The sequence below is a fragment of the Paenibacillus sp. SZ31 genome, from assembly GCF_012912005.1.
Classification (GTDB): domain Bacteria; phylum Bacillota; class Bacilli; order Paenibacillales; family Paenibacillaceae; genus Paenibacillus.
The window spans coordinates 317,171-330,565 of the sequence record NZ_JABBEA010000002.1; the positions used below are offsets into that span (position 1 = coordinate 317,171).

At 41.3% G+C, this 13,395-nt stretch carries 12 protein-coding genes; 1 reads left to right on the top strand and 11 read right to left on the bottom strand.

The window, feature by feature from the left end:
* Nucleotides 1–68 precede the first annotated feature (68 nt).
* The 5 genes from HF638_RS06065 to HF638_RS06085 form a co-directional block, all read right to left on the bottom strand.
* A complete protein-coding gene (locus HF638_RS06065) occupies nucleotides 69–1,259 on the bottom strand; it encodes an MFS transporter (RefSeq protein ID WP_169479387.1) in 1,191 nt (396 codons plus the stop codon).
* A gap of 133 nt (nucleotides 1,260–1,392) precedes the next feature.
* On the bottom strand, nucleotides 1,393–2,817 hold the full coding sequence (locus tag HF638_RS06070) for a 6-phospho-beta-glucosidase (protein ID WP_169479388.1): 1,425 nt from the start codon (nucleotides 2,815–2,817) through the stop codon (nucleotides 1,393–1,395).
* A 28-nt stretch (nucleotides 2,818–2,845) separates the two neighbouring features.
* Nucleotides 2,846–4,735, bottom strand: coding sequence for a beta-glucoside-specific PTS transporter subunit IIABC (locus HF638_RS06075; RefSeq protein WP_169479389.1), 1,890 nt, complete (start codon nucleotides 4,733–4,735; stop codon nucleotides 2,846–2,848).
* Nucleotides 4,736–4,911: 176 nt separating this feature from the next.
* Nucleotides 4,912–5,817 carry a LysR family transcriptional regulator gene (locus HF638_RS06080; protein ID WP_348982076.1) on the bottom strand — a complete coding sequence of 302 codons (906 nt, stop codon included), beginning with the start codon at nucleotides 5,815–5,817 and terminating at the stop codon, nucleotides 4,912–4,914.
* 110 nt (nucleotides 5,818–5,927) lie between these two features.
* Nucleotides 5,928–6,683 (bottom strand): carboxymuconolactone decarboxylase family protein, encoded by a 756-nt coding sequence (locus HF638_RS06085; RefSeq protein WP_169479390.1) that lies wholly within the window; start codon nucleotides 6,681–6,683, stop codon nucleotides 5,928–5,930.
* Between the two features lie 725 nt (nucleotides 6,684–7,408).
* Between HF638_RS06085 and HF638_RS06090 the strand changes: the two genes are divergently transcribed.
* Nucleotides 7,409–7,954, top strand: coding sequence for a TetR/AcrR family transcriptional regulator (locus tag HF638_RS06090; protein ID WP_169479391.1), 546 nt, complete (start codon nucleotides 7,409–7,411; stop codon nucleotides 7,952–7,954).
* A gap of 97 nt (nucleotides 7,955–8,051) precedes the next feature.
* Here the strand turns inward: HF638_RS06090 and HF638_RS06095 are convergent, their stop codons facing one another.
* From HF638_RS06095 to HF638_RS06120, 6 genes are all read right to left on the bottom strand, one after another.
* A complete protein-coding gene (locus tag HF638_RS06095) occupies nucleotides 8,052–9,017 on the bottom strand; it encodes an aldo/keto reductase (protein WP_169479392.1) in 966 nt (321 codons plus the stop codon).
* Nucleotides 9,018–9,047: 30 nt separating this feature from the next.
* The gene (locus HF638_RS06100; RefSeq protein ID WP_169479393.1) at nucleotides 9,048–9,593 is read right to left on the bottom strand and encodes an NAD(P)H-dependent oxidoreductase; all 546 of its coding nucleotides are present in this window, start codon (nucleotides 9,591–9,593) and stop codon (nucleotides 9,048–9,050) included.
* Entirely contained in the window at nucleotides 9,593–9,832 is a 240-nt protein-coding gene (dmpI, locus tag HF638_RS06105) for a 4-oxalocrotonate tautomerase DmpI (protein WP_169479394.1), read from the bottom strand. Before dmpI ends, HF638_RS06100 begins: the two co-directional genes overlap by 1 nt.
* Nucleotides 9,833–10,086: 254 nt before the next feature.
* On the bottom strand, nucleotides 10,087–11,058 hold the full coding sequence (locus HF638_RS06110) for a hypothetical protein (RefSeq protein ID WP_169479395.1): 972 nt from the start codon (nucleotides 11,056–11,058) through the stop codon (nucleotides 10,087–10,089).
* Nucleotides 11,058–11,549, bottom strand: a complete 492-nt coding sequence (locus HF638_RS06115) for an RNA polymerase sigma factor (RefSeq protein WP_169479396.1) — start codon at nucleotides 11,547–11,549, stop codon at nucleotides 11,058–11,060. Before HF638_RS06115 ends, HF638_RS06110 begins: the two co-directional genes overlap by 1 nt.
* Nucleotides 11,550–11,702: 153 nt before the next feature.
* The gene (locus HF638_RS06120) at nucleotides 11,703–13,283 is read right to left on the bottom strand and encodes a histidine-type phosphatase (RefSeq protein ID WP_169479397.1); all 1,581 of its coding nucleotides are present in this window, start codon (nucleotides 13,281–13,283) and stop codon (nucleotides 11,703–11,705) included.
* Nucleotides 13,284–13,395: the final 112 nt, after the last annotated feature.

Sequence of the window (13,395 nt, forward strand, 5' to 3'; positions counted from 1 at the left end):
TCTATTTAAACGGTTCTTACAACACACTCTAAAACAAGGGAACTCCATATCAAGAAGTTCCCTGTTTTCTATGTTTGTTGAATATTCTTCTTTTTGCGATGAAGGGTTACTACTCCTAAACTAGCTACTGACATCAGTAATAGGATCATTGCATTACTCGAGACTAATGATTGCACTGTATCTAGTTGCAATAGTTGCGTAACTAACCTTCCTTCATACGGTGAGAGTGTGGCTCCCAAGTTATACGCGATCAGAACAATGGTGGTACCCAACTTTGCCATTTTCGCGATTTGTTGAGCAAAAGTATGCAATAAATAGGGCATTATACAGCGGAATGAAAACCCGATGATCATTGAGCAAATGGTAGTAAACATGATACTTTGAGAGATGGTCGTAACGAACATGGCTCCTCCAAGTAACAGAATCGATAATGGAACGATATAGTTACCGAATGTTTTGTATACTTTTCCAAAAGAAAATCCGGCAACAAAAGCTCCCAAACCTATAAATGCAATCATATTGCTTCCGTTTGTCGCACTTCCAATATTTTTTTCCAAAATCAAAGGAGTAATCTGTAAATTATAATTGATGAAGATAGCTACAATCACAAATAATAAGAGACCATAGCCAATCATGACTTGAAGGGCTTTTTTATTATTTGTTTGGCTTGAATTCGTCGTGACCTCTTCTCTTCTATTGAGCTCTTTTTTATCAGAAGGAACGAAAATCAGGAACGCGATGAAAATAGGAAGTGCCAGGGCGTAGACATAAAATGATGTGTGCCAGCCCATTTTCAATAGTTGACCAACGAGTAGTGTCAGACATATGCCTCCTAATCCCTCAAAGGCACTTTCTAAGCCAATTACGGTTGCTTGTTTACCTGGATTCTGATGATACATATCACTGATCATCTGAATGATGAGCCGGTTAAACAACCCTACACCTAACCCAAATAAACAGCGAGAAATGAACAGCAAAGAAAAAAAGTCATGATTCAATGCAGGGAATACTCCCGCAATGAGCACAAGTCCTAATCCAGTGAGTATAGTTGCTTTCTTCCCAATAAGAAGTTCAAGTCGATTAGCGATTAACACACCAAGAATGACAAATAATGAAGGGATGGTCGTTAATAATCCTACATGTGTTACCGATATCTCTGGAAAATCATTGGCTATCGCAGGAATGTTGGCGGCAATCACTGGACCTGAAGAAATTAATAACGCAACGGACAATAACGAATATGTTTTAAGCTTCTCCATGGATATTATAAAAACCAACTCCTTTACTGTTTGTATTTGCTCCATATGGCCAGTATTTAGTGCTCGATGCTGCGATAAATGGATAAAGCAGTAACGCATAAGTCGATGACTTCATACGTTACTGCTCAGTCGATTAGAGTTCTTTACCGTTACTTTGGATAACTTTTTTGAACCATTCAAAGGATTTTTTCTTGCTGCGTTTTAACGTACCCTTTCCAGCGTCATCTTTGTCGACATGTATGAAACCGTATCGTTTACTCATCTCTCCAGAGCTTGAGCTTACTAAATCAATGCAACCCCAAGATGTGTAACCCAACAAGTCAACGCCATCTTCTTCCACTCCTTTTATGAAGGCTTGGATGTGTTGACGCAAATAATCGATTCTATAGTCATCCGCAATATATCCCGTCTCATCAGGAGTATCTATCGCTCCTAATCCATTCTCAACAATAAATAGTGGCTTTTGATATCGGTCATACAAGGAGTTCATTGTAATTCTTAGACCTTCAGGATCGATTTGCCATCCCCATTCACTCGTTTTCAAATGAGGATTGCGCAGTGTTGGAAACAGGTTAGCTGCCGTTTGTGTGTTTACTTCCGGATCTGCACTGGTTAATCGTGAACCATAATAACTGAACGAAACGAAATCAACCGTATTATTTTTCAAGCATTCTTCGTCCCCGTCTTCCATGGCTAAGTGAATATTCATTCGTTCTAACATTTTCTTGGCATAATTTGGATATTCTCCTCGGGATTGTACATCGACGAAGAAGTAATGCTCGCGATCTCTTGTCATGGCTTTCCAGACATCATCTGGTGCACATGTATACGGGTAAGTGTTGGCACCTGCTAACATACAGCCAATCTTAATTTCCGGGTTAATTCTATGCGCAATTTCAGTTGCTTTTGCACTTGCGATCAATTGATGATGAGCTGCCTGATACTTCACAGCATCTTCATTCTCACCTTCTTCAAACACTAGACCAGAGCTTCCAAAAGGTAAATGCAACAGCATGTTGATTTCATTAAAGGTAAGCCAATACTTCACTTTTTCTTTATAACGGGTGAAGATCGTTTCACACAGTCTCTCATAATAATCAACCATTTTACGGCTTCTCCACGATCCAATGGTTTTCACCAAATGAATAGGGACGTCAAAGTGGGTGATGGTGACTAGAGGCTCGATGCCATACTTCAAACATTCATCAAATACATTCTCATAGAATTGCAAGCCCTCTTCGTTGGGGAGCTCGTCATCTCCATTAGGGTAGATCCGTGTCCATGCCAAAGATAAACGGAAACACGTAAAGCCCATCTCTGCAAATAAAGCAATGTCTTCTTTATATCGATGATAAAAATCAATAGCCTCATGACTTGGATAAAAATGCTCTTGATCACACTCCAACATTTTTAATTGCCCTCGCATGACAGGAACACGATCTTTCCCTGCCGGGATCACATCAACTGTGGATAGTCCCTTGTTGCCTTCGGCATATCCACCTTCACATTGATTAGCAGCAACTGCCCCACCCCACAAAAAGTCTTTTCTTAAAGTCATTAAAACACACTCCTACCTTGTAGTTTTGTTAAGCTTTGACAACCAACAATGTGTTGTTAAAATCAATATTTTTTTGACTAGTCTCTGCAATCACATCCGAGTAACTGTACGTATTGGTTACAATAACAGGCGTTTGAGTGACATATCCTTCTTCTCTGATTTTGTCCAGATCAAATGTCAGCAAAGTCTGTCCCTTCGTGATTCTCTGACCTTCTTCCACAAAAGCCTCAAAATATTTTCCGTTCAACTTAACTGTATTTAAGCCGACATGAATAAGAATTTCGACTCCTTCATCGGATAACAGTCCAATAGCGTGTTTCTTAGGAAATAGGGACACAATCATGCCATCAAATGGAGCAATGACTTTCCCCTCGCTGGGTTCAATAGCAATTCCTTTACCCATTGCCTCTGAGGCAAACGCTACATCCTGTACATCCTGAAGTTGAATGAGCTGACCTTTAAGTGGAGTTGCAATAACGGAATCTTTAATTGTAATGACTTCATCCGCAACACTACTCACCTCATTCGTACTTGAAACAGTATTTTGTGAAGGTGCGTCTTTTTCATATTTCAAACTGAGTAAATAGGTAAGCACAGCAGTTACAACAGTTGTTATAACAAGGGCGATCAAAATATTATATAGATTCCAGATATTTTCACCAATGTACAGCGGAATCGCCGGAATTCCTGAAGCGCCTGTTGCGTAACGAGAAACATCCATAAGCCCTGCAAAGAGTCCCCCACTGGCAGCTCCAATCATACCCGCGACAAGTGGGTATCTCTTCGGTAAGTTTACGCCGTAAAGAGCTGGTTCCGTAATTCCCATCAACGCTGTGATCCCACTGGAAGCAGAAATTTGTTTTAATGCTTTATCCTTGGTTCTCATCCCTACAACTAATGCCGCGACACCTTGACCTATACAATTGATCATTGCTCCAGGACCGAGGATATTCTCATAGCCTGATGTCGTGATTTGAGCAATGGATAGAGGGACAATATTATGGTGCAATCCAAACATAACCAGTATTGGCCAGAAGGTTGCAACCAGGAAAATAACCAGCCAGCTACCATGTGCACCCAAGAAATCAAAGCCCAAGGCTAAGTACGTTCCGAAAAACGACCCCAGTGGTCCCAATACCGTTAAAGCTAGAATTCCTGTCACTAAAATAGTGAACATGGGAACAAAAATAACTTTCACTGCATTCGGAATGATCCTTTTAAACAACGATTCAATATATGATTGTGACCAAACTATTAAGAGAATTGGAACTACAGATGAACTATAAGATACAAGTGTTAGTGGGATTCCAAAAACACTTACGTCAGTTCCATCTACACGCAATTGCGTCAAGTTTGGGTGGAGCAAAATACCAGCTAAAACGAGCGCTAACACGGGACTACACTTTAATTTGTTCGCAGCCGAAAATGCCAACAAGAATGGTAAAAAGTAGAAGATAGCATCCGACATAAGACTTACGACATAGTAAGTTTGGGAATCTTTTGAAATCCAGTTGAACAAAATAAGCAGAGCGAGTAATGCCTTGATCATCCCAGCACCAGCAATAGCAGGAACAATCGGACTAAATGTTCCGGAGACGAAATCGATTAGCTTCCCCAAAATACTAATTTTTCTAGCTTGAGTTGGTTCACCCGATGAACTCGCGTTAGGTTGAAGTTGTTTGATCACTTCTTTGTAAACGTCTTCAACATGTGTGCCGATAACGACTTGAAATTGTCCGCCGCTCTCAACCGCATCAATAACGCCATCAAACGACTTAAGCGCTTTTTGATCTGCTTTACTAGTATCATTCAGTGCAAATCTAAGCCTAGTCATACAGTGAGTCAGAGTGGATACATTCTCACTACCGCCCACTTTCTCTACAATATCTTGAGCCAACTTCTCGTATTTCTTGCTCATCCCATAATGCCCCCTCTTGTTGTTGCCGCCTAAATGAATAAAATCGAAAGCGCTTTAAATAACTTTCCATGCAACAAAAAAGCTATTTATCTGTAATACATAAAGGCTGCATTCACTACACCTTTAAAATATCATCTGATAAACAGCTATAGCCAATACCTATAATTTATACTTTATTATGCCTGAAAGGCATGCCTGATATGTTCCAAAAAACGTACCTCAGTTTGACTGAATACCTTATGTTTTTTCCAGACAATCACTGTTGGAAACTGAAGTTCCGGATGAAAAGGTCTAAAGCATAATGTGTCAGACTGCTTCATTGCAAGCGCACCCTCAATACAGATTGCCGTCCCTAACCCCTCCTCTACGAGGTTAAGTACATTAGATATTAAATTATAGGTCGCAACGAAGTTTAGATGTGCATACTCATCGGCAAACCAGCTTGCAATCTCATTCTGTACGACAGATCGGCTGGATATGAGCAGAGGCACTCCAGCTAAATCGGTTGAAGTTACATATTCTTTCTGTGCAAGAGGTGATGAGGTCTTCATAAGGACTCCCCAACGCTCCTTCTGGGGCAGTCTGATGAAATCGTATTTCTCAATATGAATGGGCTCTAACAAAATGCCCACATCGAGCAGTCCTTTATCGATTCGCTCCTTTATGTCATCCCCCGTTCCACTATAGATGTGATACTTAACCTGCGGATACTCCATATTGAAGTCTTTTAATAATTGTAAAATAACATTGGACGTTAATGATTCAACACTCCCGATCGATATGGTTCCTCCAACCAGATTGTTCTGATCTTTAAACTCTTTCTCTGTTTTATCCGCAAGCGTGAGAATTTCTTCTGCTCTTTGACGTAAAAGCATGCCTGCTTCTGTCAGTGTTATTTTACTTTTTCCACGTATAAACAGTTGAGTTTCTAAATTTTTTTCCAGATCAGCCAACTGCCTGCTTAACGTAGGTTGTGTCACATGTAAGATTGTTGCAGCATGTGTGATATTTTCTACACGAGCTACTGTCAAAAAATATCGAAGTACTCTGAGTTCCATAACTCCTCCTGGTTTACATTCCATTTAAGTGTCGCTTGAAGCATCAATTTCTTAGCTGTATTTGCCTGTTAACCAGAAAAAGACAGTTGATTGAGATAATCAACTGCCTGTAATCATTAGCGCTATGAAGGAGATTATTTCTCTGGAATGATTTCATTAACGCAGCCTAAAGCATTAAGAGTTCGAGGGAATCCCATATAGGGAAGGCAGTGAGTAAGAGCGGTGATCATGGTTTCTTTATCATTGCCAACATTGATGTTGCCCTGAACATGTGCTTTGACTTGACTATCAGCACCTCCGAGTGCACTTAGTATACAAAAAGTAAGCAGCTCTCGTGTTTTCAGATCAAGACCTCCACGGGTATAGAAGTCACCAAAACAAAATGCTGAAAGATAGTCCTGTATATGCTTCTGATTTAATGGAGCATTCTCCCTGTTTTTCTCAATAATATCGCCAAAAATCTCTTTTTGGATACCAAGTCCTTTGTCAAATCGGTTATCTTCTTCAACCCGTTGTTGACTCTCAAGAGGCAGTGCAACATGTTGTTCTTCGAATACTTCATTCATTTCCGATATGGCATTTAAGGTTTTCGGGAATCCTAAGTATGGTGCACATTGGTAGATTGCTTCTTGGATCTCCACGGGTGTCAATCCAACATTTAGAGCGGCACGAACATGTGCCTTGAGCTGAGGCAACGTTTGATTCGTAGTAAGTACGACCAGGGTTATAAGCTCGCGTTGTTTATCATCAAGGGCACCTTGATTGAAAATTTCACCAAATATGAAGCGACTCAATATGTTCTGAAATTCAGGATGTGTAGCATATGCCGCTGGAACCCCATCGCCGAATAGTTTTTTAAACGTTTCTTGGCTCTTGTCAATTCGATTCATATTCATCAAACCTCCTGTATATTTCAATTCCAGAAATAAATTATAAACCTAAACAATCGAGGTTCAATGATCAATTCTTCTTAATATGTGCATTAATCAACACATTGTTAATACTTGCCCATTATTTTATTCACACTATTTATTCAATAAAGTCTTTTATGCTATGACCAATCCCGAGTTATTTCGGTTAACGGCGTGGACTCCTTCAAATCCATTTGGCCCATCGTTTGACCCTAACGCATTGGAAGCTCTGGATGAAACAAAAGATGCTATTTCCAAGGCAATTGGTATATTAACGACTCCATCACCAACGAAACTCTAAATCAAGCCCGGAACAAACATTCAACCCTCCTATCCCCCAGAGCAACTTTGAATGTAGATCAATTTGTGTGTTGTCATTATCACAAGGTGATCCCATCTTATAATGAAAGAGTAAAGAAATTATAGCCTATTCATATCATTTTATTGCCTAATCCTATCAAATGAATACTGTTGAATGAGGTCTGTTTTGAATAAAATAGACTATTATAATCAATGAAATAAAGGATTCTCGATTCCCGCTGACGCTAAAGAAAGTCATTTACAGTGAATGATATGCATATTGATTGTTTAACCAAATCGTGTTTATAATGCTAAAAACCGAGCATTGAAACAGTTTTCTCTCACGATGAAGGATTTTCGAATAATAATACTACAATGTTAGGGTCTAAGGCGGAGGTTTTTGAATGGTTAAACTGGATCGAAGAGTGATCAAATCTCAAGACGCTATTAAGAAAGCAGTACTTGAGTTGATGGCTGAAAAAATTTTCGAAGAAATTACTATCCGTGATATTTCAGATAGGGCCAACGTTAATCGAGGCACGATTTACCTACACTATATGGATAAATATGACCTACTCGATAAAATTATCGAAGAGCATATTGGCAATCTCCGTGATCTATGCCACGCTGCATCCGATATGAGTTTTCAAGAAGGGAACTATGTTTGGTTTGAATATTTTGCCAAAAATCACTTATTTTTCTCAACCATGTTAAACACGAAAAGTGCCACTTATTTTCACAGCCGATTCATTGATCTGGTTGTCCAGGAATATAAGATTGAGGTTGATACTACCGAAGGAAAGAATAAAGGTATGGATGACGAAGTTATTCTTCAATTTCTTGCAGCAGCAGTTGTTGGAAGTGTGGAATGGTGGTTCAAAAATGGAATGTCCATACCTCCTCGGGTTATGGCAGAACAGACTGGGGTATTGTTAGATAGAAACTTCTAATTCCCTTACCTTGCAGGATTCAAACAGAAGCAACCAAATAAAAAATCCTCATTTCTGCTAGGAAATGAGGATTTTTTATTTGGTTATAAGAGTTCAGTTAGTGCATTGCTTTTTCCCACTCGCCTGGAACCTCGACATCCGTTTCTTCTGCTGCGATCTGCAGTTTAGTGATGTCGTCCGTAGTCAGAGTGATTTCAATGGCTTTTACAGCATCCTCGACGTGGCTCGTTTTCGTTACCCCGATAATCGGAACGGTACCCTTTCCAATGGCCCAAGCTATTGCAATATGGGCAACAGAGGCACTGTACTTGCTACCTATTTCTCTCATGACGTGAATCAAATTTTCGAGCTTAGCAAGGCGATCAGGACCAAAGGCTTCCCCTCTCCTTGTACCACTAGGTAAAGGATTTTGTGCACTGTATTTGTCTGTTAATGCTCCTTGTTCCAGTACCATGTAGGAGAAAAATACAATATCATTCTCTGTACAGTAATCAATAATTCCTGCTTTCTCGGACGAGCGATAAAGCAAGCTGTAATGGTTTTGCACAGCTGAAATTCGCAAGCCTTCCTCCGCCAATATACTGGCTGCCAGTTTGATTTCATCCAAATTATGATTGGATACTCCTACATGACGAACCTTTCCACTTTTCATTAAAGGAATTAGTTGAGGGGTCCACCTTTTTACATCTGCGGGATTATGTATCCAGTAGATGTCTGCATGATCCACATGAAGTCTTTCTAAACTTTGTTCTAAAAGTTCCTCCATTGCGTTATCGTGATCGCCTGCAAACTGTGGTGTGAATTTCGTAGAAATCAACACGGCATCATGTTGTTTGGCAAAGCTCCCCAATATGGACTCCGAGGAACCCATTCCATATACTGCTGCTGTATCCCATAACCAGAGTCCGGCATTCATAGCTGCGTCAAAGACTGGTTGGAGGTCCGCTTCTGTCAGTTGATTCCCGAACACGGTATTTCCTCCAGCTTCGCCGGTTCCCCAAGACCAAGTGCCCAAAGCAATCGGTGGTACATTGGTGTTTTTTGATAATTGAACACTCTTCATTTACTATCACCTTCTGAATATGAGTTTTTATTAGCTGGATATCTGCTCAACTTTTGGGTTCAACGCATACGACACGTAATCCTCGGCACTTTTCTCAAGTTGCTCATCTGACAGGTGTTGCATTACGCCAGTCAATATGTATGGTGTCAGATAGCGAGTTCCAATCATATTACTGGTTGCCTCGAATGGACGTAACAGCTCTGTAATCGAATATTTAAAATGCCCGTCTGACATATAATTTTCTTTTGGGGCACCAGCAGAAACGGCGACAAGAAGCTCTTTTCCATGTAGGTTATTTCCTTGGCTACCATAAGCCCAACCATAAGTCAGAACGGTATCCTGCCATTTTTTCAATAATGATGGGCTACTGTACCAGTAGAAAGGGAATTGCAAAACAATGCGGTCATGTCCTTCCATCAATTGTTGCTCGGCCGCTACATCAATTTTCTCATCAGGATAAGCCTCATATAGACGATGAACGGTAACGTTGGACTGCTTTTCCATTTCTTCGGTCAATCGCTTGTTCACACGAGAAGTTGCCAAATTTGGGTGAAATACAAGAATGAGTGTCTTCATTATAGTCGGTCTCCTTGTTGTGTGTTGTTTTCCTCGCTTTTAAGCGAATCGCTTTGCTGTCTGTCTGCAATAAGCTGTCCAGCAACGCCTATGTTCTCTGTATCATTCTCCTTCACAAATACAAAAAAAGCTTGCTGAGGTATGTTCATAATATTTGAAGCTGATTCGGTAAGTTCTTGTACTAACTTTCTTTTTTGTTCTTTAGACAATTTTGCTGCTTCAACTGTAATTACGGGCATTGGTGTTGTCTCCTTTTATTTGGGTTTTCATATAGATCACTGATCAACTTACTTTCATTATTTTAAACAGAAACAGGACAGTTACAATGAGCAAATCTTCGAGATGTGTGGATTACTCAACACAATAATCACAATTGCCTATTATAATGTATATGGATTAATATGATATTCTAATTTTATGTATAAAAAGAGCGAACAAAGCACTTGTGTGCCCTGTTCGCTCTTCATCATGCATTTGTATCGCTGTCTTCGCCTTACTCGCCCAGGCTGTTCCAGAACGTTTGAAACGCGCCTTTCTCAACTTCCAGGAATGCCGGAACATTACCGTAACGCACCAGACCTTCACCGAACAGAACCAGTGGAACCTGCATTTTATCTTCCAGCGTAAGATAGATGATCTTGCGATCTTCCTTGCTGTAGAGGTTCTCTTCCAATTCCGGACTCGTTGCAATCGGTTTGGCAGCAGATAACGCAGAGACGAAGCTCTCCAGTGATTCGTCCGCTGCCAACGGCTGAAGCTGCTGCAATCCGTTGTTCCAGCTGTCGAACGTCTCCCATTGCGCAGAAGTGATGTTGCCTTCGAGATGAAGCTTTCCGATCAAGTCGGCTCCGCTACTGATGGTGATCCCGTTATTTTTGTCGAATAGTTGAGCATACACCTGACCATCGATCTCGGTGTAAGACATGATGCGGAAGTCCTTGTCATAGCCATTGACCGCATAGATGTCCGCTTCGCCAATGTTGGAAGCAAGCTCCGTGTATTTATCCTGGCCGCTCCACTCATTGATGCCGCCAGTAGTGGTGCCGAGTTTTTCGCCGCGCAGGTTGAGCGCACTGGTGCCTTCAAGTAGAGTTTCGGACTGTAAATAGACGTTCCCCTCATAGACAACCACTGGCAACATGCTCGCCATGGCACCTTTGCCGTTTGAATCCGGCAACTCCATCTTAGGAATCACAATCGGATCGAACGACGCGCCTGGCGTCACCTCTGCCACCTGAGGAGTTGATGCGGCTGGTCCATTGAATTGTTGCCATACACTTGGCGCAGCCAAGCCGATACTGGCAGCGATAACGACGCTTGCTGCAATATATAATGGTTTACGTTGACGTTTTGGCCCCTGATGTCGCGTGTTCAAAGATTGCTCTACCCGTTTTTTCATTTGCTCGTCTGTTTTCATATGATCCACCGCTTTCTTGTAGTTTTGTTTGAATTGTTCTTCGTTCATTACAGTTCCTCTCCTTCAAGCTCCAGTTTTAACAGCTGTCTGCCACGTTTCAACCTCATTTTCACCGCTGACTCGCTAATCTCCAGGATCTCGCTAATTTCTCGGATCGGATAATCTTCGTAATAATACAGATGAACCACCGATCTATACTTGACGGGCAGTGACAGCACAAGTTCGATCAATGCGTGATCTTCAGGATTGTCCGTAGTAAGGGGATCGACTCCCTCCAGCTTGACCTCCCGTTTACGCCAGCCTCTGCCTAATAAGGATTTGCAATGATTGGTGATGACCCGAATCAACCATGCTTTTTGATGCTCCGCATCGTTGAATGTAGGGGCTTTTTCTATTAGTTTGATGAAGGTATCCTGAGTGGCTTCCTCCGCGGCTTCTCGTCTGCCGAGGTGCACCATGGCAATCCGGAACAGCGTATCCGCGTATGTCTCATAGACTTTCATCACATGATCGCCCAGCTGGGGAACTGATCGCTGCATGGTTGTTATGCCCTCCTTTATACCTCTAACACTCTTACGGACGGCATTTGGTCACATTTTGTTTTAGGATTTTTTTTATTGGTCCATTTTCATTCAAAATGCAAAAAAAGAAAGCAGCTCCATGGAGAGGAGTTGCTTTCTTCATCCAACCAACTAGAATTTCTTCTGTAAAAGCTCGATATTGTCTTCCAAACTGCTGTCCAAGCTTACGCCCACCTTCTGCAGTTTGTTTTGGTAATATGCTTTTACATCATCCCATTTATAGTATGGGTAGGTCTTTGTTTCGATCGGGAAGGCGATCTCTTCTTCATTTCTAAGCATTTTTACGAGAACATCCTTACCATTGGAATACAGAATCCATTGGATGTTTGCCCCCATTGGTGAGATAACCGAGCCATTCCAGTTTTGGGTCACGTCCTGCGGTTTGTCGATACTCACATTAGCTCCGGCGATATCCAGGAATGAAGATAGTGGGATAATGGTTTCTGCGTGAGCAAAACGAAATATACCAGCCGTGTCCTTCTGCTGAATGGACTGGTCGGTAGACACGATCAACTCTTTGACCAAAGGTGAAATGATATTCTGCGGCAGATCCGTTGACGTTAAGGATGGACCTTTTTCATAGAAATCATTGATATTGTCAATGCTCTCGTACCATTTCAACTGATTAGCCGTGAAATATCGCCCGAATTCAAAGTCACCTTCTCCTTTAATATTCGAAGAGATGATGTACAGCTCATATAGATTGGAAGCAGCTTCGGTTGGGTTACTGAGCTTCACTTTTCCCTTCTCATCCTTCAGTTCAAACTCTCCAGCATTCAACCGTTGGTAGAAGTCTTCAGAGAAAAATTGCAAAAGCATTTCTTTCGCATAACGCGTTCCTGTGCTCTGTGTGACATAATCCTCGTATAACTTAACCCATTCACCATCTTCAGCATATTCGTTATACTTTGTTGCCAGATCGTAGGGACGCAGATAAGGATCTTTTTCTTCTTCGAAGGCTGAGGTCAGAATATCTACCTTGTTATCTCCCAAACTTTCTTTTAACCCATCTATAAACTGATCTCTGCTCTGAGGCGTTCGATCTTTGAAGGTAGCCTGCGCAATCACTTTTTTATCCGATGTAAAAAGTTCTTTGAAATTCTGTCCAACTCTGGCCCCTATTCCTTTCAGTTCTTCTCCACCCGTGGTGGATAATAAGCCATAATGATCTTTTTCAACTACCATCAGTTTGCCAATTTCCTTCTTCAGCTCTTTGCCCAGATTAGTGATCTGCCCGTCCTTTTCAGCGATATCGAGCAGTTCAAAAAGCGTCTTGTCGTACTTGGAACTGGATAGATGTCTGGAACCATGTCTACCTACGAAGTTAATAAATACGGGCTCATATCCATCAGGAACTTCTGTATAACTTGTTTCTTTAAAAGGATAGGGCGTTTTGGTACCACGGTATCCCTGCTCATCGTTCATTTTTTGTCCAACAAACACCGATTGGGTATTGTTATCCCAGTCTACCTCTTCTCCCAAGGCTTCCCCAATCGCTCTTGCCGGTACATAAGTGACTCCTTTGTAGAGAAACGATTCACCTTCCACCCTTTGTCCGTTCACAATCACGTTAGCCGATTGTTCAGACACTTCGATTGTGCGCTTTGAACCTGCACCATAGGCGTCAAACATACTTACGGATGTCAACATGGTGAGTGATACGACTGAAATTCCGATTTTTTTGATGATCATATTAATGTGTCTACTCCCTTGATATGCTCGTATTGGTTTATTTTCGCTCATCATACTATAGGTGAGGAATGTCCGCGCCGTACCCATCCTTTGTTAATTTAATGTAAAAGAA